Below are 19,195 nucleotides of genomic sequence, written 5' to 3'. Positions count from 1 at the left end.
GCGGGCCGAGGACAGCAACGATGTCGGATTACATCCAGGAACAGGGTGCGGCGGCCAGCAGCTCCAGCCGCCGTGAAGAACGCAAGATCATTTTCGCGTCATCCCTCGGGACGGTTTTCGAGTGGTATGACTTTTTTCTCTATGGTGCGCTGGCAGCGGTCATCAGCAAGCAGTTCTTTGCTGGGGTGAACGACACCACCGCATTCATCTTCGCCCTCATGGCCTTCGCCGCCGGCTTTCTGGTGCGGCCGTTCGGTGCATTGGTGTTCGGCCGCCTGGGCGACATGATCGGGCGCAAGTACACCTTCCTGGTCACCATCGTGCTGATGGGTTTGTCCACCTTCGCCGTGGGCTTGCTGCCCACTTATGCCAGTATCGGCATTGCCGCACCGATCATCCTGGTGATCCTGCGCATGCTCCAAGGGCTGGCGCTGGGGGGGGAGTACGGCGGTGCTGCCACCTATGTGGCCGAGCATGCGCCCCATGGCAAACGGGGCTTTTACACCGGTTTCATCCAGTCTACGGCCACCCTTGGCCTGTTGTTGTCGCTGCTGGTGGTGCTGGGCAGCCGCTACATCAGTGGCGACCAGTTCGAAACCTGGGGCTGGCGCCTGCCGTTCCTGTTGTCGATCGTGCTGCTGGCCATTTCCACCTGGATCCGCATGAGCATGCACGAGTCGCCGGCCTTCGTGAAAATGAAGGCCCAGGGCAAGGTCAGCAAGTCGCCTATTCGTGAGTCGTTCACCTCTTGGCCGAACCTGAAAGTGGTGCTGACCGCCTTGTTCAGCATCAACGCCGGGCAAGCCGTGACCTTCTATACGGCGCAGTTCTATGTGTTGTTCTTCATGACCCAAATGCTGAAGATGGACCCTGCCCAGGCCAACACGCTGCTGATCATCAGTGTGGTGATCGGTGCGCCGTTCTTCGTGTTTTTCGGTTGGCTGTCGGACCGTATTGGCCGCAAGCCGATCCTGATGCTCGGCCTGCTGTTGGCCACGGTGCTGTACTTCCCGCTGTTCAAGGCGCTAAGCCATTACGCCAACCCTCAGATCGACGCAGCCAGCCGGCAGGCGCCTATCGTGGTCACGGCCGACCCACAAAATTGCACCTTCCAGTTCGACCCGGTGGGCAAGGCTCGTTTTGACAGCCCGTGCGACAAGGTCAAGACATTCCTGGTGAAGCAGGGCCTGCCGTATAGCTCAGTGAACGTGGCCGGCAGCGATGTGGTAGTGAATATTGGTGAAAAGACCATCAATGGCTACGACGAAGCGGCCATGCGCAGCGCAGTGGAGCAGGCGGGCTACCCGGCCAAGGCCGACCCAGGGCAGGTCAACCAGGTAATGGTGGTGGTGCTGATCGTGGCGATGATCCTGATCGCGACCATGACCTATGGCCCGCTGGCAGCGGTAATGGTCGAGCTGTTCCCGACCCGTATCCGCTACACCTCAATGTCCCTGCCCTACCATATTGGTAATGGCTGGTTCGGCGGTTTCCTGCCAACGGTATCGTTCGCGCTGGTGGTGTATACCGGGGATATCTTCTACGGATTGTGGTACCCGGTGCTGGTGACCGGGATCAGCCTGGTGGTGGGGATTTTCTGCCTTAAAGAAACCAAGGATGTGGATCTCGACAAGGTCTGACCCTGTTCATCCGGCATAAAAAAACCGGCTGTAAAAGCCGGTTTTTTTATGCCGCGGAAAAACTTATGCACGCTTTTCAGAAAAATTTCATAAGTGGAAATAAACTTCTAATTCAAGTACTTAGCGATCATTTCAAGCATTTGATCGAAAAACTGCTCACAAGTTATCCACAGATGATCAGGCCATCTGCTGTTGGGGTTTTTCATCAGCTGGCGGCAGCGAACCCAAGGCCCGTTGAGTCGCTTCGTTCCACGCCGCTGCGCGGTCATTGAGTTCGGCGATGGCACGTGGCCCGGTGCCATTGGCGTACATCGGCTCGCCAATCACCACTTCGATGGTACCGGCACGCTTGCCCCAACCTGTCTTCGGCCAGAACTTGCCGGCATTGTGGGCAATCGGCAGCACCGGCAGCCCGGCATTCACGGCCAGCGCAGTACCGCCGCGGGAGAACTTGCCCACGGTGCCGAAGGGCACGCGGGTGCCTTCCGGGAAGATCAGCACCCAAGTCTTCTGCTTGAGCAGCTCGTCGCCTTTGCTCGCCACCTGGCGCAACGCTTCCTTTGGGTTGTCGCGGTTGATCGCGATCGGCCGCAGCATGGCCATGGCCCAGCCGAAAAACGGCACGTACAGCAGCTCGCGCTTGAGCACTTGGCTCAGCGGCGAAAAGTACTGGGAAAGGAAGAAGGTTTCCCAAGTGCTTTGGTGGTTGGACAGGATCACACAGGGCTCTTTCGGCACGTTTTCGGCGCCGGTGACCTTGTAGTCGATGCCGAGAATGGTGCGCACCAGGAACAGCGCGCAGCGACACCAATACACGTTGATGAACCTGTAGCGCTTGGGGAACGACAGGAACGGCGCGATGAAGAAGCTCAGCGAGCACCACAGCAGTGAACTGGTGCCCAGCAGCAGGTAAAAAAGAAAGATTCTGATCGCCTGCAGGATCGACATAGTGGCTTGTACCATTGCGGGGCATGCCCGCCTGAGAAAAATGCGCCCGAAGGCGCACTGTTAAATTAGTTCTCTGGCGATAGCTGCCAGATCGTCGAAAATCAGTGTAGTTTCAGGGACACCTTTTTCCAGGGTCCGCTCGCCCTTGCCAGTTTTTACCAACACGGGTTGTGCACCGACGGCCAGGGCGGCCTCCAGGTCACCTTTGCTGTCGCCGACGAACCAGACGCCTTGCAGGGCGACCCGGTAATGCTCGGCAATCGCCACCAGCATGCCAGGCTTTGGCTTGCGGCAATCGCAGCCATCGTCCGGCCCGTGCGGGCAATACACGATATGGCCCACCTCGCCCCCCTGCTCCGCCACCAGCTCGCGCAGGCGTGCGTGCATGGCTTCCAGGGTTGCCAGTGTGTAATAGCCACGGGCAATGCCGGACTGGTTGGTGGCCACGGCCACCGTCCAGCCCGCTTTGCTCAACTGCGCGATGGCCTCGACCGAGCCAGGGATCGGCACCCATTCTTCCAGCGTCTTGATGTAGGCGTCGGAGTCATGGTTGATGACCCCGTCACGGTCGAGAATCAGCAGTTTCAAGGCTTACCCCAGCAGCGAAATGTCGGCCACGCCCAGGAACAGGCCGCGCAGGCGGCTGAGCAGGGCATAACGGTTGGCGCGTACCTTGGCATCTTCAGCGTTGACCATCACCGCTTCGAAGAAGGCGTCGACCGGGTCACGCAGGGCCGCCAGGCGGGCCAGCGATTCACTGTACTGGCGTGCAGCAGCCATCGGCTGCACGGCCTGGTCGGCCTGCTGGATGGCCGAGTACAGGGAGAACTCGTTGGCGTTGTCGAAGTACTTTGGCTCGACCTGTTCGGCGATGGCACCTTCGGCCTTGCTCAGCAAGTTCGATACACGCTTGTTCACCGCGGCCAGGGCTTCGGCTTCCGGCAGCTTGCGGAAGGCCTGCACAGCTTGCACACGCTGGTCGAAGTCCAGGGCCGAGCCTGGCTGCAGGGCACGCACCGACAGGTAGGTGGCCACGTCGATGCCTTCGTCTTCGTAACGCGCACGCAGGCGGTCGAAGATGAATTCCAGTACCTGTTCGGCCAGGCCAGCGGCCTTGACCTTGGCGCCGAACTGCTTGACTGCGAACTCGACCGCACCGGTCAGGTTCAGGTCGAGCTGCTTCTCGATCAGAATGCGCAGCACGCCCAAGGCAGCACGGCGCAGGGCGTACGGGTCCTTGCTCCCGGTAGGCAGCATGCCGATGCCGAAGATGCCAACCAGGGTGTCGAGTTTGTCGGCGATGGCCACGGCAGCACCGGTGAGGGTCTGCGGCAGCTCGGCGCCAGCACCGCGCGGCATGTACTGCTCGTTCAAAGCCAGGGCGACGTCCTGCGGCTCACCGTCGTTGAGCGCGTAGTAGTAACCGGCAACACCCTGCATTTCGGGGAACTCGCCGACCATCTCGGTGGCCAGGTCGCACTTGGACAGCAGGCCGGCACGGCCGGCGCGCTGGGCGTCGCCGCCGATCAGCGGGGCGATGAACGCAGCCAGTTTGGAAACACGCTCGGCCTTGTCGTACACAGTGCCCAGCTGAGCCTGGAACACCACGTTTTTCAGGCGCTCGTTGAAGGTTTCCAGCGGCTGCTTCTTGTCCTGCTTGAAGAAGAACTCGGCGTCGGTCAGGCGTGGGCGCACGACCTTCTCGTTGCCTTGCACGATCTGCTTCGGGTCGCGGCTCTCGACGTTGGCCACGGTGATGAAGCGCGGCAGCAGCTTGCCTTCGCTGTCCAGCAGGCAGAAGTACTTCTGGTTGTCCTGCATGGTGGTGATCAGGGCTTCCTGTGGCACTTCAAGGAAACGCTCCTCGAACGAGCACACCAGCGGCACTGGCCACTCGACCAGGGCAGTCACTTCGTCCAGCAGCGCAGGCGGCACGATGGCGGTGCCTTCCTGCTGCATGGCCAGCTCGGCGGTACGCTTGCTGATCAGCTCGCGGCGCTCGGCGAAGTCGGCCAGCACGTAGGCTTTGCGCAGGTCTTCGACGTAGTTGGCCGGGGTGGTGATGACGACGTTTTCCGGGTGGTGGAAGCGGTGGCCACGGGATTCACGGCCGGCTTTCTGCGACAGGATGGTGCAGTCGACCACCTGGTCGCCCAGCAGCATCACCAGCCATTGCGTCGGGCGTACGAACTCTTCACGGCTGGCCGCCCAGCGCATGCGCTTGGGAATCGGCAGGTCGTTGAGCGAATCTTCGACGATGGTTGGCAGCAAGCCGGCGGTGGCCTTGCCTGGGATATGCTGGGAGAAGCGCAGCTTGGCGCCGCTCTGGTCGATTTCCGACAGATCTACACCGCATTTCTTGGCAAAGCCAAGAGCAGCCTGGGTCGGCTCGCCGTCTTTGAAAGCAGCCTGCAGGGGCGGGCCGTCGATATTGATGCTGCGGTCAGGCTGCTGCACGTCCAGCTGGCGGATCAGCACGGCCAGGCGGCGCGGCGCGGCGTACACCTGCTTGCCGGTGTAGTTCAGGCCAGCGGCCTGCAGGCCTTTCTCGATGCCGGCCAGGAAGGCGTCGCCGAGGGTGGCGAGGGCCTTGGGTGGCAGCTCTTCGGTGCCCAGTTCTACCAGGAAATCTTGAGCACTCATTGTGCAGCCTCCAGCTTAGCCAACACTTCGTCACGCAATTCAGGGGTGGCCATCGGGAAGCCCAGGCGTGCGCGGGCTTGCAGATAGCTTTGCGCCACGTCCCGGGCCAGGGTACGTACACGCAAGATGTAACGCTGGCGCTCGGTTACCGAGATGGCGCGGCGGGCGTCCAGCAGGTTGAAGGTGTGCGAGGCCTTCAGGACCATTTCATAGGTCGGCAACGGCAGATCCAGCTTGATCAGGCGGTTGGCTTCGCTTTCGTAGAAGTCGAACAGTTCGAACAGCTTGTCGACATTGGCGTGCTCGAAGTTGTAGGTCGACTGCTCCACCTCGTTCTGGTGGAACACGTCGCCATAGGTGACTTTGCCAAACGGGCCGTCGGCCCACACCAGGTCGTACACCGAGTCGACGCCCTGGATGTACATGGCCAGGCGCTCCAGGCCGTAGGTGATTTCACCGGTGACCGGGTAGCACTCGATACCGCCTACCTGCTGGAAGTAGGTGAACTGGGTGACTTCCATCCCGTTGAGCCAGATTTCCCAGCCCAGACCCCAGGCGCCGAGGGTCGGCGATTCCCAGTTGTCTTCGACGAAGCGGATGTCGTGCACCAGCGGATCCAGGCCGATGGCTTTCAGCGAGCCGAGGTACAGCTCCTGGAAGTTGGCCGGGTTGGGCTTGAGCACGACCTGGAACTGGTAGTAGTGCTGCAGGCGGTTTGGGTTTTCGCCATACCGCCCGTCGGCAGGGCGACGGCTAGGCTGCACGTAGGCGGCGTTCCAGGTTTCTGGGCCGACGGCGCGCAGGAACGTGGCGGTATGGAAAGTGCCGGCGCCTACTTCCATATCGTAGGGCTGAAGCACCACACAACCTTGAGCTGCCCAGTAGTTCTGCAGGGCGAGGATCAGGTCTTGGAAGGTACGCACGGCTGGCGTAGGCTGGCTCACGAAATTCACCTGTATCTGGGGATGCGGATGTAAAGAGCGGGAGTATAACCTGATTCGCCTCGCCCTCTACTCATTGGAGCCTTATGCCACGCTGCTTTTGGTGTACCGACGATCCGTTGTACCAGGCCTACCATGACCAGGAATGGGGAACGCCACAGCGTGACCCGGCGTTGCTCTTCGAGATGCTTTTGCTCGAAGGGTTCCAGGCCGGGCTTTCGTGGATAACCGTTTTGCGCAAACGCGAGCGTTATCGCGAGGTGCTGTACGGCTTCGACCCGGAAAAGCTGGCCGCCATGAGCGACGAGCGTATCGAAGAACTGATGCAGGATGCGGGTATCATCCGCAACCGCCTCAAGCTCAAGGCTGCGCGGCGCAATGCCCAGGCCTGGCGGGCTGTGGATAACCCGGCCGAATGGCTGTGGTCGTTCGTTGGCGGCGAGCCGAAGATCAACCACTTCAAAGGGCGCGGCGACGTGCCGGCTGTTACCGACGAAGCCAAGGCCATGAGCAAGGCCCTGCAGAAAGCCGGCTTCACCTTTGTCGGCCCGACCATCTGCTACGCCTTCATGCAGGCCACCGGCATGGTCATGGACCACACCACCGATTGCGATCGCTACGCCGCCTTGTTGCGCTGAGGGGTTACAATGCGCGCCTTGCTGAAATAAGGAATTCGCCTGTGGAAAAGTTCAAGGGCGCCCTGATGGTCGGGGTGCTGCGCCTGTTTGCCAAGCTGCCCTGGGGCGCTGTACAGCGCGTCGGCGCGGGTATCGGTTGGCTGATGTGGAAAGTGCCCAATGGTTCGCGCAACGTGGTGCGGATCAACCTGGCCAAGTGTTTCCCGGAGATGGACCCGGTTGCCCGTGAGCAGCTGGTTGGCCAGGCGCTGCGGGATATTGGCAAATCCTTTGTCGAAAGTGCCTGTGCCTGGATCTGGCCGCCGCAGCGTTCGCTGGACCTGGTCAAGGAAGTGCACGGCCTGGAAGTGCTTGAGCAGGCTCTGGCCTCGGGCAAGGGCGTGGTGGGGATCACCAGCCACCTGGGCAACTGGGAAGTGCTGAACCACTTTTACTGTAACCAGTGCAAACCGATCATCTTCTATCGCCCGCCGAAGCTCAAAGCGGTGGATGACCTGTTGCGCGAGCAGCGTGTGCAGATGGGCAACCGCGTGGCGCCTTCGACCAAGGAAGGCATCCTCAGCATCATCAAGGAAGTGCGCCGTGGAGGCCAGGTAGGCATCCCCGCCGACCCCGAGCCGGCGGAATCGGCAGGGGTGTTCGTGCCGTTCCTGGGTACCCAGGCGCTGACCAGCAAATTCGTGCCGAACATGCTGGCCGGCGGCAAGGCTGTGGGGGTGTTCCTGCATGCCCTGCGGCTGCCGGATGGCTCGGGCTTCAAGGTGTTCCTCGAGGCGGCGCCAGAGGCGATGTACAGCACCGACGTGACCGAATCGGCGGCGGCGATGAGCAAGGTGGTCGAGCGCTATGTGCGCGAGTACCCGAGCCAATACATGTGGAGCATGAAGCGCTTCAAGAAGCGCCCGGCTGGCGAGCCGCGCTGGTACTGAGATTTCTGGGGGCGCTTTGCGCCCCTTTCGCGGGACAAGCCCGCTCCCACATGGGATCGCGGTCACCTGAACGAGCGGCCTTGTGTCGCGATGTTCAGCGCAGCCCACGCTATCTCTGTGGGAGCGGGCTTGCCCCGCGAATGGGCTGCAAAGCAGCCCCGGCAATCTCAGGCCTTGTTGAGTTTCTTCAGGAACACGGCCATCTCCTTCTCGGCCTGCTCTCACACGGGGTCACGGTCACCTGAAGGAGCGGCCCTGTGTCGCGATGTTCAGCGCAGCCCACATGGTCACGCTATCTCTGTGGGAGCGGGCTTGCCCCGCGAATGGGCTGCAAAGCAGCCCCGGCAATCTCAGGCCTTGTAGAGTTTCTTCAGGAACACGGCCATCTCCTTCTCGGCCTGCTCTCACACGGGGTCACGGCCACCTGAAGGAGCGGCCCTGTGTCGCGATGTTCAGCGCAGCCCACAAGGTCACGCTATCTCTGTGGGAGCGGGCTTGCCCCGCGAATGGGCTGCAAAGCAGCCCCGGCAATCTCAGGCCTTGTTGAGCTTCTTCAGGAACACGGCCATCTCCTTCTCGGCCTGCTCTCACACGGGGTCACGGCCACCTGAAGGAGCGGCCCTGTGTCGCGATGTTCAGCGCAGCCCACAAGGTCACGCTATCTCTGTGGGAGCGGGCTTGCCCCGCGAATGGGCTGCAAAGCAGCCCCGGCAATCTCAGGCCTTGTAGAGTTTCTTCAGGAACACGGCCATCTCCTTCTCGACCTGCTCTCACACGGGGTCACGGTCACCTGAAGGAGCGGCCCTGTGTCGCGATGTTCAGCACAGCCCACAAGGTCACGCTATCTCTGTGGGAGCGGGCTTGCCCCGCGAATGGGCTGCAAAGCAGCCCCGGCAATCTCAGGCCTTGTTGAGCTTCTTCAGGAACATGGCCATCTCCTTCTCGGCCTGCTCCCACATGGGATCGCGGTCACCTGAAGGAGCGGCCTTGTGTCGCGATGTTCAGCGCAGCCCACGCTATCTCTGTGGGAGCGGGCTTGCCCCGCGAATGGGCTGCAAAGCAGCCCCGGCAATCTCAGGCCTTGTTGAGCTTCTTCAGGAATACGGCCATCTCCTTCTCGGCCTGCTTGTCCCCATGGGCCTGCGCCGCCACGATCCCGTCTTCCCAGGCCCTGCGCGCTGCCGCCAGGTCACCCTGCAACTGATGCGCTTTGCCCAGTAACTTCCACGCTGCGGAGTACTTGGGATCCTGCTCCACACACCGTGCCAGGTGCACCGCCGCTTCAGCGCCATTGCCTTCATCCAGCCAGGCCTTCCCCAGCCCGAACCGCAGCAATGGGTTATCCACACCCTTGGCCAGCATCTTCTCCAGCGATTCGCGCATGCCCTCTTCTCCTAGAAGAAACTCAAGCCAACGTGGAACAGCTTCTCCACATCCCGAATGTGTTTTTTATCCACAACGAACAGGATCACATGGTCACCCGACGCGATCACGGTGTCGTCGTGGGCGATCATCACCTCTTCGTCGCGGATGATGGCGCCGATGGTGGTACCCGGTGGCAGGGCGATGTCTTCGATGGCCTTGCCCACAACCTTGCTCGACTTCGAATCCCCGTGCGCCACCGCCTCGATGGCCTCGGCCGCACCACGGCGCAGCGAGTGCACGCTGACAATGTCGCCCCGGCGCACGTGCGCAAGCAGGGTGCCGATGGTGGCCAGCTGCGGGCTGATGGCAATGTCGATATCACCGCCCTGCACCAGGTCGACATAGGCCGGGTTGTTGATGATGGTCATTACCTTGCCCGCGCCCAGGCGCTTGGCCAGCAGCGACGACATGATGTTGGCTTCGTCATCGTTGGTCAGGGCCAGGAAGATGTCGGCGTCGGCGATGTTCTCTTCGAGCATCAAGTCCTTGTCCGAGGCGCTGCCCTGCAGCACCACAGTGCTTTCCAGGGTATCGGAGAGGTGCCGGCAGCGGGCCGGGTTCATCTCGATGATCTTCACCTGGTAGCGGCTCTCGATGGCTTCGGCCAGGCGTTCGCCGATCTGCCCACCGCCGGCGATCACAATGCGTTTATTGGTTTCGTCGATGCGGCGCAGCTCGCCCATCACGGCGCGGATGTCCTTCTTGGCGGCGATGAAGAACACTTCGTCGTCAGCTTCGATCACCGTGTCGCCACGTGGGGTGATTGGCCGGTCGCGGCGGAAGATCGCCGCCACGCGGGTGTCGACGTTGGGCATGTGCGCGCGGATCTGGCGCAACTGCTGGCCGACCAGTGGGCCGCCGTAGTAAGCCTTCACCGCCACAAGCTGGGCCTTGCCTTCGGCGAAGTCGATCACCTGCAGTGAGCCTGGGTGTTCGATCAGGCGCTTGATGTAGTTGGTCACCACTTGCTCTGGGCTGATCAGCACGTCGACCGGGATATGGTCGTTGTCGAACAGCTCTTCGCGTGTCAGGTAGGACGATTCACGCACCCGGGCGATCTTGGTCGGGGTGTGGAACAGCGAATAGGCCACCTGACAGGCGACCATGTTGGTTTCGTCGCTGTTGGTCACTGCCACCAGCATGTCGGCGTCGTCGGCACCGGCCTGGCGCAGCACCGTCGGCAGCGAACCGCGGCCCTGCACGGTACGGATGTCCAGGCGGTCACCAAGGTCGCGCAAGCGCTCGCCATCGGTGTCGACCACGGTGATGTCGTTGGCTTCGCTGGCCAGGTGCTCTGCCAGCGTACCGCCTACCTGCCCTGCGCCGAGGATGATGATCTTCATCCGCTACTCCCTACCGTTTGGTCTTATCCGCGTGAGGCGGCGATCTTGATCAGCTTGGCATAGTAGAAGCCGTCGTGGCCGCCCTCCTGGGCCAGCAACTGGCGGCCGTGGGGCTGGCGCAGGCCGGCCTCGGTGGCCAGGTCCAGTTCACGGGCGCCCGGGGTGCGGGCCAGGAAGGCGCCGATCACTTCGGTATTCTCGGTCGGCAGGCTGGAGCAGGTGGCGTACAGCAGCATGCCCCCTACTTCCAGGGTCGGCCACAGGGCGTCGAGAAGCTCGCCTTGCAGTGTTGCCAGGGCCGGGATGTCGTCGGCCTGGCGGGTCAGCTTGATGTCCGGGTGACGGCGGATTACGCCGGTGGCCGAACACGGCGCGTCGAGCAGGATGCGCTGGAACGGCTTGCCGTCCCACCAGCTGGCGGTGTCGCGGGCATCGCAGGCGATCAGCTCGGCGTCCAGTTGCAGGCGGTCGAGGTTCTCGCGCACGCGGGTCAGGCGCTTGGCTTCAAGGTCGATGGCCACCATCTGCGCCAGGCCGGCTTCGGCCTCCAGCAAGTGGCAGGTTTTGCCCCCTGGGGCGCAGCAGGCGTCCAGTACGCGCTGGCCGGGGGCCAGTTCGAGCAAGTCGGCAGACAGCTGCGCGGCTTCGTCCTGCACGCTCACCCAGCCTTCGGCGAAGCCGGGCAGGCCGCGCACGTCGCAGGCCTCGGCCAGCACGATGCCGTCACGGCTGTACTGGCAGGCGCTGGCGTCAATGCCCGCGTCGGCCAGCAGTGCAAGGTACGCATCGCGGCTGTGGTGACGGCGGTTGACCCGCAGAATCATCGGCGGGTGGGCGTTGTTGGCGGCGCAAATGGCTTCCCACTGCTCCGGCCAGAAGGCTTTCAGTGCCTTCTGCAGCCAGCGCGGGTGGGCGGTGCGTACCACTGGGTCGCGCTCCATGCCGGCGAGCAGTGCTTCGCCTTCGCGCTGGGCGCGGCGCAGCACGGCATTGAGCAGGCCCTTGGCCCACGGCTTTTTCAGCTTGTCGGCACAGCCCACGGTTTCGCCGATGGCGGCGTGGGCCGGAATGCGGGTGTAGAACAACTGGTAAAGGCCGACCAGCAGCAGCGCCTGCACATCGGCGTCGGCGGCCTTGAAAGGCTTTTGCAGCAGTTGCGCGGCCAGCAGGTCGAGGCGTGGCTGCCAGCGTGCGGTGCCGAACGCCAAGTCCTGGGTCAGGCCACGGTCGCGTTCATCGACCTTGTCCAGTTGTGCTGGCAGCGAGCTGTTCAGCGAGGCCTTGCCACTGAGTACAGCGGCAAGGGCACGGGCAGCGGCGAGACGTGGGTTCATTGGCCCAGCACCTTGCCAGCGGCGAACTTCTCGCGGCGGCTGTTGAACAGGTCGCTGAAGTTCAGCGCCTTGCCGCCGGGCAATTGCAGGCGGGTCAGGCTCAGCGCCTGGTCGCCGCACGCAACGACCAGGCCGTCCTTGCTGGCGGACAGGATTTCGCCCGGGGCGCCTTTGCCTGTGGACAAGTTGGCGGCCAGCACCTTCACGCTTTCGCCATCGAGGGTGCTGTGGCACACCGGCCACGGGTTGAAGGCGCGGATCAGGCGCTCCAGCTCGACGGCCGGGCGGGTCCAGTCAATGCGCGCCTCGTCCTTGTTCAGCTTGTGGGCGTAGGTGGCCAGGGCATCGTCTTGCGTTTCACCTTGCAGCGAACCGTCGGCGAGGCCAGCGATGGCCTGAACGACTGCGGGCGGGCCCATTTCGGCCAGGCGATCATGCAAGGTGCCGCCGGTGTCGTCGGCGCTGATCGGGGTGACCACCTTGAGCAGCATTGGGCCGGTGTCCAGGCCAGCTTCCATGCGCATCACGGTTACCCCGCTCTCGGCGTCGCCGGCTTCCACGGCGCGCTGGATCGGCGCCGCACCGCGCCAGCGTGGCAGCAGGGAGGCGTGGCTGTTGATGCAGCCCAGGCGCGGGATATCCAGCACTGCCTGCGGCAGGATCAGGCCGTAGGCGACCACCACCATCAGGTCCGGCTGCAGCGCGGCCAGTTCGGCCTGGGCATCGGCGTTGCGCAGGGTCTGCGGCTGGAACACCGGGATGTCATGGGCGACGGCCAGTGCCTTGACCGCACTTGGCATCAGCTTCTGGCCACGACCGGCCGGGCGGTCGGGCTGGGTGTAGACGGCCACGATCTCGTACGGGCTGTCGAGCAGGGCCTTGAGGTGTTCGGCGGCAAACTCTGGAGTGCCTGCAAAGACGATGCGCATGGAGTTCTCGCTTCAAAATAGAAAAAGGCTTGCCGGAGCAAGCCTTCAGGAAGGGGGGGATCAGGCTTGCTGGCGGTGCTGCTTTTCCAGCTTCTTCTTGATCCGGTCGCGTTTGAGCTGCGACAGGTAGTCAACGAACAGCTTGCCGTTGAGGTGATCGAATTCGTGCTGCACGCACACCGCCAGCAGGCCTTCGCATTCCAGCTCGAACGGCTTTCCGTCGCGGTCCTGGGCCTTGACCCGTACACGCAGCGGGCGGTCGACGTTCTCATAGAAGCCAGGCACCGACAGGCAGCCTTCCTGGTACTGGCCCATGTCGTGGGTCAGCTCTTCGACCGTGGGGTTGATAAAGACGCGCGGCTCGCTGCGGTCTTCGCTGAGGTCCATGACCACGACCTGCAGGTGCACGTTGACCTGGGTGGCGGCCAGGCCGATACCAGGGGCTTCGTACATGGTTTCAAACATGTCGTCGATCAGCTGACGCAGGGCGTCGTCGAACTCCGTCACCGGTTTGGCGATAGTGCGCAGGCGCGGGTCCGGGAATTCGAGAATGTTCAAGATGGCCATAAGGTCAGGCAGTCACTGTGCGTTCGGTTGAAAACTGAGCACACATAATAAAGGGAAACGGGGATTTCGGCACCTGGCAAGCTCGTCTAGGGTGTCTATGGGCTTGATAGCCCCCAGCCAATGGACAGGTTTTCAAAGTGTTACTCACAGAGTTATCCACAGGTTGTGCCACGTAGATGGCCCTGTTTCGATCAAGGACGATCCCCATGCCCAGTTACCATTCGTCGCTCTGCCCGCCTGCCGAACTGGAGGCGCGATTACGCCTGCATCGCCTGCCCGAGACAGGATTGCGACGTTTTCGCACCTTGCTGGATGCGTTCGGCAGCGCCTCTAGCGCGCTTAGCGCTCCCGGTTCGGCCTGGCGAGCGTTGGGCATCCCCCAAGCCACCATCGATGCCCGGCGCAGTGCCGAGGTCCGCGATGGCGCGCTGGCCGCAATGGCCTGGTTAGAGCGCCCCGGCCAGCATTTGCTGATGTGGGACGGCCCTGGCTACCCAGCCTTGCTGGCAGAAATCGACGATGCCCCGCCGCTGCTTTTTGTTGCTGGCGACCCGGCCTTGCTCGACCGCCCTCAGTTGGCCATCGTGGGCAGCAGACGTGCCACACCCCCGGCGCTCGACACAGCCCGGGCATTTTCCCGCTACCTTGCGCAGGCAGGTTTCACCATTACCAGCGGGCTGGCGGTAGGCGTCGACGGTGCCGCTCATCGGGCTGCGTTGCAGGCTGGTGGGTGCACGATTGCCGTGCTCGGCACGGGGCTGCAAAAACTTTATCCACAGCGCCATCAAGAGCTTGCGCAGGCGATGATCGACAACGGCAGTGCGCTGGTTTCCGAGTATCCGCTGGACGCCGGGCCACTGCCCGGCAACTTCCCACGGCGCAACCGCATCATCAGCGGCTTGTCGCTGGGCGTGCTGGTGGTCGAGGCCAGCTTGGCCAGTGGCTCGCTCATCACGGCGCGCCTGGCGGCCGAGCAAGGCCGTGAGGTGTATGCCATTCCGGGTTCCATTCACCACCCGGGGGCCAAGGGCTGTCACCAGCTGATCCGTGACGGGGCGCTGCTGGTGGAAAGTGTGGAGCAGATCCTGGAAAGCCTGAAGGGTTGGCAGAACCTGCCGCCTGCAGTTGTGGACAGGTTCGACCATCCCCTGCTTGCCCTGCTGCATGCAGCGCCTCAAACCAGCGAAAGCCTCGCACACTGCAGCGAGCTGCCGCTGGCCGAAGTGTTGGCGCAGCTGACCGAGCTGGAGCTGGAAGGCCGGGTCAGCAATGAAGCAGGGCGTTGGTTTGCCCGCGCGGGCTAAGTACACTGCGCATAAGCAAGGTATTCAGGCGGAGAAGCAGCAATGGTGAGCAGTTTTCGTGTGCAACAAGCCGCACGTGAGATCCGGGCGGGCGCAGTTATCGCCTACCCGACGGAAGCGGTCTGGGGCCTGGGCTGCGACCCGTGGAACGAGGACGCGGTGTATCGCCTGCTGGCGCTGAAATCGCGGCCTGTGGATAAAGGGTTGATTCTGATCGCTGACAACATCCGCCAGTTCGACTTTTTGTTCGAGGACTTTCCCGAAGACTGGATCGACCGCATGGGCAGCACCTGGCCGGGGCCGAATACCTGGCTGGTGCCGCACCAGGACCTGCTGCCCGAGTGGGTGACCGGGCAGCATGACACGGTGGCGCTGCGCGTCAGTGACCACCCGGTGGTGCGTGAACTGTGCGCACTGGTGGGGCCACTGATTTCCACCTCGTGCAACCCCGGCGGTCGCCCGGCGGCGAAGACCCGGTTGCGGGTGGAGCAGTACTTCCACGGCCAGCTGGACCTGGTGCTTGGCGGGGCGCTGGGCGGGCGGAAGAACCCGAGTGTGATTCGCAACCTGGCAACCGGCGAGGTTGTGCGCCCGGGCTGATACCGCTGGCGAGGGCTTCGCCCTCGATCGCCGGCAAGCCAGCTCCCACAGGTACTGCACATGGCTTGAAGCCGGTGCGCTCGGTGTGGGAGCTGGCTTGCCGGCGATTGGGCGGCAAACCCCTGCAGATTTTTCTGATTTTGTCTCGAATGGTTGGCCGGCACGTAGTTCGGGAAAATTCCTACTGCCCGCGTCGTCAGTCGTCACCTTCCCTGCAGAACCCCCTCCCTCTAGCTTGATGGCCATGCGTCGCATGGGCGGCGCTCGATCTTTGCGCTAGCAAAGGCCGTCGTCATTCGGCGGGAGCACTGGGACAAATGCCGCTATTCGAAAATGCCGAATACCTGATAAGGGCGAATCTCGAGCAGCTTGCGTCCAACCATCGGGTCAGAGCGGTGGAAATCGGTAGATTCACCGCCGATCAGTTCGAAGCGATCAATAGGCAGAAAGAAGGGCAGGATTTGCCGCTGCTGGAGGACCCAGGCATCGTCTTTATTGGTAGCCATGCCTACAGGAGCCGGGTATTACGGGATGGTTACGCCATCGATGACATGGTTCTGCAGATTGAGGCAGCATTGGCGGTGACATCGATCTGGAAAGGCGCCACGCACATGACGGCCCTTCGCAGCACGATTGGCCGCAATGATGGCTATGGCAATGAGGTCCTTGATGAGGCGATTTTTGAACTGACGGCCCGCAAGCCCAAGGCAGAGCTCTATTCCATCATCCCTAAAGGGGATAGAAACAAGCCCAAAAAATAAAGGCCGCTTAAGCGGCCTAAAGGGTGGGGATGCACTCGCCCGGATAACTTGAAACTCAACCGGCGCACCAGTACATCCACAAGCACAAAGGCTACCCTTCCGAATCTTTACGGTCAAGCCGGGACCTTTTTCTAGCGCGCTGTGCATGCGCTTCATGTTGGCTTTTACTGGATCAGGGTTTTCTGATTTTTGCCAAAATGGCTGTCCAGTTGGCCACTTCGGAAATATCCTACGAGCCGCGTCCTCTGCCATCACCTTCTCAGTGGGAACCTCTGCCCTTAGGCTTAAACCGTCGCCGAATAACTTGGCGATCGGGTGTGGTAACCCGGATGTGCGAATTCTGAATGGCAGCCATGGCGGCTGTGCGCGGGAGGCTTTCGAGCCTGCCGGGTTTGGGATTCGTCCGGTTTACCACCCCGCGTGCAGCTGCCACCCATTTCGTGTGGTAACGGATTGAGCGGCCGCCCTGATCAGGTGAATTCCCATGAGCAAGAAAATAGTCCCCGATCCACCCCTTCCATGCACCTCCACCCGCCCCTTCGGCCGCTGCGACGCCGGCCATGACCCGCTCTTCACCGTCAACCCGAACATTTCCGCCGAGGACGCTCTGGTCCACGTAGCCCTGTACCTGCGCAGCGCCTACGAAACCGGCTACAAAGCCCTGGACTACATGCGCGAAGAGGGCCGTGGCATGTTCTGGTCGAACCTGCATGCGATTGAAATGGCGGAGGGTGTGATTGAGGCGATACTCGATGGCATCGAGTCGACACCGCAGCCGCAAAAGAAGGTGTGAGGGCTGACAGGTGCCTGCCTTGAGGGTTTCAGCGCCTGTGACATCGAGCGCCGCCCGCGCGGCGCTTCGCGGGGCAAGCCCGCTCCCACATTTGTTTCGGGCCAATCCCTCCTGGGAAGTCACCGCTGCCCGCTTTGTTTGTTCCATTTGATATCGAGGGGTGCGCAACTGCGGTTCCTCGATCTGCAGCCATGCACCAAAGCTGCAACCCACCTGACACAGGAATAATTGGCCCGAAACAGATGTGGGAGCGGGCTTGCCCCGCGAAGCGCCGCGCGGGCGGCGCTCGATGTCACAGGCGCTGAAACTCTCAAGGCGTGCGCCTGGCCGCCCTGACGCAATTCCCCGCTTTTCTCAAGGCAACAAAACAGTCGACCCCACAGTCCTGCGCGCCGACAGCTCTGCCTGCGCCTTGGCCGCCTCGCTCAATGGATACCGCTGCTGGATATCCACAACCAGCTTGCCACTTGCAATCATCGCAAACAGGTCATCGGCCATGGCCTGGGTGTTCTCGGCATTATTGGCATAGGTCGCCAAGGTCGGCCGGGTGACGTACAGCGAGCCTTTCTGCGCCAGGATCCCCAGGTTCACCCCGCTCACCGCGCCCGAGGCATTGCCAAAGCTCACCATCAACCCGCGTGGCTGCAGGCAGTCCAGCGAGGTGAGCCAGGTATCGGCGCCTACCCCGTCATACACCACCGGGCATTTTTTGCCGTCGGTCAGTTCCAGTACCCGCTTGGCCACATCTTCGTGGCTGTAGTCGATGGTTTCCCATGCCCCCAGCGCCTTGGCCCGCTCGGCCTTCTCGGCAGAACTCACGGTGCCGATCAGCTTGGCGCCCAGGGCCTTGGCCCACTGGCAGGCCAGCGAACCGACGCCACCCGCTGCGGCGTGGAACAGGATTACATCACCCGCCTTCACCTCATAGGTCTGCTTCAGCAGGTACTGCACGGTCAAACCCTTGAGCATCACCGCTGCGGCCTGCTCGAAGCTGATGTTGTCGGGCAACTTGACCAGGTTGGCCTCCGGCAGCGTATGTACTTCGCTGTAGGCACCCAGCGGGCCGCCGGCATGGGCCACGCGGTCACCCACCTTCAGGCGTGTGACACCCTCGCCCACAGCCTCGACCACGCCGGCCGCCTCAGTACCCAGGCCAGAAGGCAGGGACGGCGGAGCATACAGACCGCTGCGAAAGTACGTGTCGATGAAGTTCAGGCCGATGGCGTGGTTACGCACGCGCACCTGCTGCGGCCCGGGCGGGGTGGGTTCGAATTCCACAAACTGCAGCACTTCCGGGCCGCCATGCTGGCTGAACTGGATACGCTTGGCCATCTCGCACTCCTGTAGTCGGGATCGGGAAAAGGCCTTCTATCGGACGCCTTTGCGTGATCGCCGTCAACTGCGGCGCGCGCGCTGGCGGTGGTATGCTACGCGCGAATTCTTCCCTGCCCGTTCCTGGTGACCCGATGACTAGCCGCACCGAGGCCGTGAAAGCCTACCTGCTCGACCTGCAAGACCGCATCTGCTCTGCCCTCGAAACAGAAGACGGCGGCGCCCGTTTCGTCGAGGATGCCTGGGTGCGCGAAGCCGGTGGCGGGGGCCGCACGCGGGTGATTGGCGACGGCAAGCTGATCGAGAAAGGCGGGGTCAACTTCTCCCATGTGTTTGGTACCGGTCTGCCCCCCTCGGCCAGCGCCCACCGGCCTGAACTGGCGGGCCGGGGCTTCGAGGCCCTGGGAGTGTCGCTGGTGATCCACCCGCACAACCCGCATGTGCCCACTTCCCACGCCAATGTGCGGTTCTTCATCGCCGAAAAGGAAGGTGAAGAGGCCGTATGGTGGTTCGGCGGCGGCTTCGACCTGACCCCATACTATGGCAACGAAGAAGACTGCATTCACTGGCACCGCGTGGCCGAACAGGCCTGCGCACCGTTCGGCGCCGACGTGTACCCGCGTTACAAGGCCTGGTGCGACCGCTACTTCCACCTCAAGCACCGTGGCGAGCCACGCGGCATCGGCGGCCTGTTCTTCGATGACCTGAACGAGTGGGACTTCGACACTTGCTTCGCCTTCATCCGTGCCATCGGCGATGCTTACATCAACGCCTACCTGCCGATCGTACAGCGCCGCAAGGACACGCCCTATACCCCGCAGCAGCGCGAGTTCCAGGAATACCGCCGCGGCCGCTACGTGGAGTTCAACCTGGTCTACGACCGTGGCACTTTGTTCGGCCTGCAATCCGGTGGCCGCACCGAGTCCATCCTCATGTCGCTGCCGCCTCAGGTGCGCTGGGGCTACGACTGGAAGGCCGCACCCGGCAGCGAAGAAGCACGCCTGACCGAGTACTTCCTGCAAGACCGCGACTGGCTCGGCCAGTAAGCCTGTGGATAACCAAGGAGCC

The 19,195-nt window shown here is 62.5% G+C and carries 18 protein-coding genes; 8 read left to right on the top strand and 10 right to left on the bottom strand.

The features are described from left to right. Positions 1-20: 20 nt before the first annotated feature. A complete protein-coding gene (locus J3A71_RS29215) occupies positions 21-1,640 on the top strand; it encodes an MFS transporter (protein WP_016489931.1) in 1,620 nt (539 codons plus the stop codon). 177 nt (positions 1,641-1,817) lie between these two features. Here J3A71_RS29215 and J3A71_RS29210 read toward each other — a convergent pair whose 3' ends face one another. The 4 genes from J3A71_RS29210 to glyQ are packed head-to-tail and all read right to left on the bottom strand — an operon-like array spanning position 1,818 to position 6,175. Beyond that, positions 1,818-2,603, bottom strand: coding sequence for a lysophospholipid acyltransferase family protein (locus J3A71_RS29210; protein ID WP_016489932.1), 786 nt, complete (start codon positions 2,601-2,603; stop codon positions 1,818-1,820). Between the two features lie 45 nt (positions 2,604-2,648). After that, the gene (gmhB, locus tag J3A71_RS29205) at positions 2,649-3,176 is read right to left on the bottom strand and encodes a D-glycero-beta-D-manno-heptose 1,7-bisphosphate 7-phosphatase (RefSeq protein ID WP_023048059.1); all 528 of its coding nucleotides are present in this window, start codon (positions 3,174-3,176) and stop codon (positions 2,649-2,651) included. A gap of 3 nt (positions 3,177-3,179) precedes the next feature. Next, on the bottom strand, positions 3,180-5,231 hold the full coding sequence (gene glyS / locus J3A71_RS29200) for a glycine--tRNA ligase subunit beta (RefSeq protein WP_023048058.1): 2,052 nt from the start codon (positions 5,229-5,231) through the stop codon (positions 3,180-3,182). Continuing rightward, positions 5,228-6,175 (bottom strand): glycine--tRNA ligase subunit alpha, encoded by a 948-nt coding sequence (gene glyQ, locus J3A71_RS29195; protein ID WP_012269869.1) that lies wholly within the window; start codon positions 6,173-6,175, stop codon positions 5,228-5,230. Before glyQ ends, glyS begins: the two co-directional genes overlap by 4 nt. 83 nt (positions 6,176-6,258) lie before the next feature. On the opposite strand from glyQ, the gene J3A71_RS29190 reads away from it, so the two are divergent. Then, positions 6,259-6,810 (top strand): DNA-3-methyladenine glycosylase I, encoded by a 552-nt coding sequence (locus tag J3A71_RS29190; protein ID WP_096425421.1) that lies wholly within the window; start codon positions 6,259-6,261, stop codon positions 6,808-6,810. Positions 6,811-6,851: 41 nt separating this feature from the next. Continuing rightward, on the top strand, positions 6,852-7,739 hold the full coding sequence (locus J3A71_RS29185) for a lysophospholipid acyltransferase (RefSeq protein WP_096425422.1): 888 nt from the start codon (positions 6,852-6,854) through the stop codon (positions 7,737-7,739). A gap of 1,074 nt (positions 7,740-8,813) precedes the next feature. Here the strand turns inward: J3A71_RS29185 and J3A71_RS29180 are convergent. Genes J3A71_RS29180 through def form a run of 5 tightly spaced genes read right to left on the bottom strand, consistent with a single transcriptional unit; the run spans position 8,814 to position 13,337 of the window. After that, on the bottom strand, positions 8,814-9,122 hold the full coding sequence (locus J3A71_RS29180; protein ID WP_023048056.1) for a tetratricopeptide repeat protein: 309 nt from the start codon (positions 9,120-9,122) through the stop codon (positions 8,814-8,816). Between the two features lie 11 nt (positions 9,123-9,133). Beyond that, the gene (gene trkA, locus J3A71_RS29175; RefSeq protein WP_016489939.1) at positions 9,134-10,507 is read right to left on the bottom strand and encodes a Trk system potassium transporter TrkA; all 1,374 of its coding nucleotides are present in this window, start codon (positions 10,505-10,507) and stop codon (positions 9,134-9,136) included. 23 nt (positions 10,508-10,530) lie between these two features. Further along, the gene (gene rsmB, locus J3A71_RS29170; protein ID WP_096425423.1) at positions 10,531-11,841 is read right to left on the bottom strand and encodes a 16S rRNA (cytosine(967)-C(5))-methyltransferase RsmB; all 1,311 of its coding nucleotides are present in this window, start codon (positions 11,839-11,841) and stop codon (positions 10,531-10,533) included. Beyond that, entirely contained in the window at positions 11,838-12,770 is a 933-nt protein-coding gene (gene fmt / locus J3A71_RS29165; RefSeq protein ID WP_060519815.1) for a methionyl-tRNA formyltransferase, read from the bottom strand. Before fmt ends, rsmB begins: the two co-directional genes overlap by 4 nt. Positions 12,771-12,830: 60 nt before the next feature. Then, entirely contained in the window at positions 12,831-13,337 is a 507-nt protein-coding gene (def, locus tag J3A71_RS29160; protein ID WP_012269876.1) for a peptide deformylase, read from the bottom strand. A 206-nt stretch (positions 13,338-13,543) separates the two neighbouring features. Between def and dprA the strand changes: the two genes are divergently transcribed. The 4 genes from dprA (at position 13,544) to J3A71_RS29140 (ending at position 16,795) form a co-directional block, all read left to right on the top strand. Then, entirely contained in the window at positions 13,544-14,641 is a 1,098-nt protein-coding gene (dprA, locus tag J3A71_RS29155) for a DNA-processing protein DprA (RefSeq protein ID WP_023047731.1), read from the top strand. 42 nt (positions 14,642-14,683) lie between these two features. Beyond that, the gene (locus tag J3A71_RS29150) at positions 14,684-15,241 is read left to right on the top strand and encodes an L-threonylcarbamoyladenylate synthase (protein WP_011953122.1); all 558 of its coding nucleotides are present in this window, start codon (positions 14,684-14,686) and stop codon (positions 15,239-15,241) included. A 317-nt stretch (positions 15,242-15,558) separates the two neighbouring features. Beyond that, complete coding sequence (locus J3A71_RS29145; RefSeq protein WP_096425424.1) at positions 15,559-16,002, top strand: hypothetical protein; 444 nt, start codon at positions 15,559-15,561, stop codon at positions 16,000-16,002. A gap of 484 nt (positions 16,003-16,486) precedes the next feature. After that, the gene (locus J3A71_RS29140) at positions 16,487-16,795 is read left to right on the top strand and encodes a hypothetical protein (RefSeq protein WP_023047733.1); all 309 of its coding nucleotides are present in this window, start codon (positions 16,487-16,489) and stop codon (positions 16,793-16,795) included. 354 nt (positions 16,796-17,149) lie between these two features. Here the strand turns inward: J3A71_RS29140 and J3A71_RS29135 are convergent, their stop codons facing one another. Then, a complete protein-coding gene (locus tag J3A71_RS29135) occupies positions 17,150-18,127 on the bottom strand; it encodes an NADPH:quinone reductase (protein ID WP_023047734.1) in 978 nt (325 codons plus the stop codon). Positions 18,128-18,261: 134 nt separating this feature from the next. Between J3A71_RS29135 and hemF the strand changes: the two genes are divergently transcribed. Beyond that, the gene (gene hemF, locus J3A71_RS29130; protein WP_016484228.1) at positions 18,262-19,173 is read left to right on the top strand and encodes an oxygen-dependent coproporphyrinogen oxidase; all 912 of its coding nucleotides are present in this window, start codon (positions 18,262-18,264) and stop codon (positions 19,171-19,173) included. The last annotated feature ends 22 nt before the right edge of the window (positions 19,174-19,195 follow it).

Origin of the sequence: Pseudomonas sp. PvP089, from assembly GCF_017875165.1 — a bacterium.
GTDB lineage: Bacteria > Pseudomonadota > Gammaproteobacteria > Pseudomonadales > Pseudomonadaceae > Aquipseudomonas > Aquipseudomonas fortuita.
The sequence above is the reverse complement of the archived record's forward strand: the minus strand, read 5'-3'. Positions and strand labels throughout refer to the sequence as shown.

Excerpts from the sequence above, each read along its gene's own strand:
- J3A71_RS29215 (WP_016489931.1), top strand. The coding sequence starts at position 21 with ATGTCGGATTACATCCAGGAACAGGGTGCGGCGGCCAGCAGCTCCAGC.
- J3A71_RS29210 (WP_016489932.1), bottom strand. The coding sequence starts at position 2,603 with ATGGTACAAGCCACTATGTCGATCCTGCAGGCGATCAGAATCTTTCTT.
- glyS (WP_023048058.1), bottom strand. The coding sequence starts at position 5,231 with ATGAGTGCTCAAGATTTCCTGGTAGAACTGGGCACCGAAGAGCTGCCA.
- J3A71_RS29190 (WP_096425421.1), top strand. The coding sequence starts at position 6,259 with ATGCCACGCTGCTTTTGGTGTACCGACGATCCGTTGTACCAGGCCTAC.
- J3A71_RS29180 (WP_023048056.1), bottom strand. The coding sequence starts at position 9,122 with ATGCGCGAATCGCTGGAGAAGATGCTGGCCAAGGGTGTGGATAACCCA.
- trkA (WP_016489939.1), bottom strand. The coding sequence starts at position 10,507 with ATGAAGATCATCATCCTCGGCGCAGGGCAGGTAGGCGGTACGCTGGCA.
- rsmB (WP_096425423.1), bottom strand. The coding sequence starts at position 11,841 with ATGAACCCACGTCTCGCCGCTGCCCGTGCCCTTGCCGCTGTACTCAGT.
- fmt (WP_060519815.1), bottom strand. The coding sequence starts at position 12,770 with ATGCGCATCGTCTTTGCAGGCACTCCAGAGTTTGCCGCCGAACACCTC.
- def (WP_012269876.1), bottom strand. The coding sequence starts at position 13,337 with ATGGCCATCTTGAACATTCTCGAATTCCCGGACCCGCGCCTGCGCACT.
- dprA (WP_023047731.1), top strand. The coding sequence starts at position 13,544 with ATGCCCAGTTACCATTCGTCGCTCTGCCCGCCTGCCGAACTGGAGGCG.
- J3A71_RS29150 (WP_011953122.1), top strand. The coding sequence starts at position 14,684 with ATGGTGAGCAGTTTTCGTGTGCAACAAGCCGCACGTGAGATCCGGGCG.
- J3A71_RS29145 (WP_096425424.1), top strand. The coding sequence starts at position 15,559 with ATGCCGCTATTCGAAAATGCCGAATACCTGATAAGGGCGAATCTCGAG.
- J3A71_RS29140 (WP_023047733.1), top strand. The coding sequence starts at position 16,487 with ATGAGCAAGAAAATAGTCCCCGATCCACCCCTTCCATGCACCTCCACC.
- J3A71_RS29135 (WP_023047734.1), bottom strand. The coding sequence starts at position 18,127 with ATGGCCAAGCGTATCCAGTTCAGCCAGCATGGCGGCCCGGAAGTGCTG.
- hemF (WP_016484228.1), top strand. The coding sequence starts at position 18,262 with ATGACTAGCCGCACCGAGGCCGTGAAAGCCTACCTGCTCGACCTGCAA.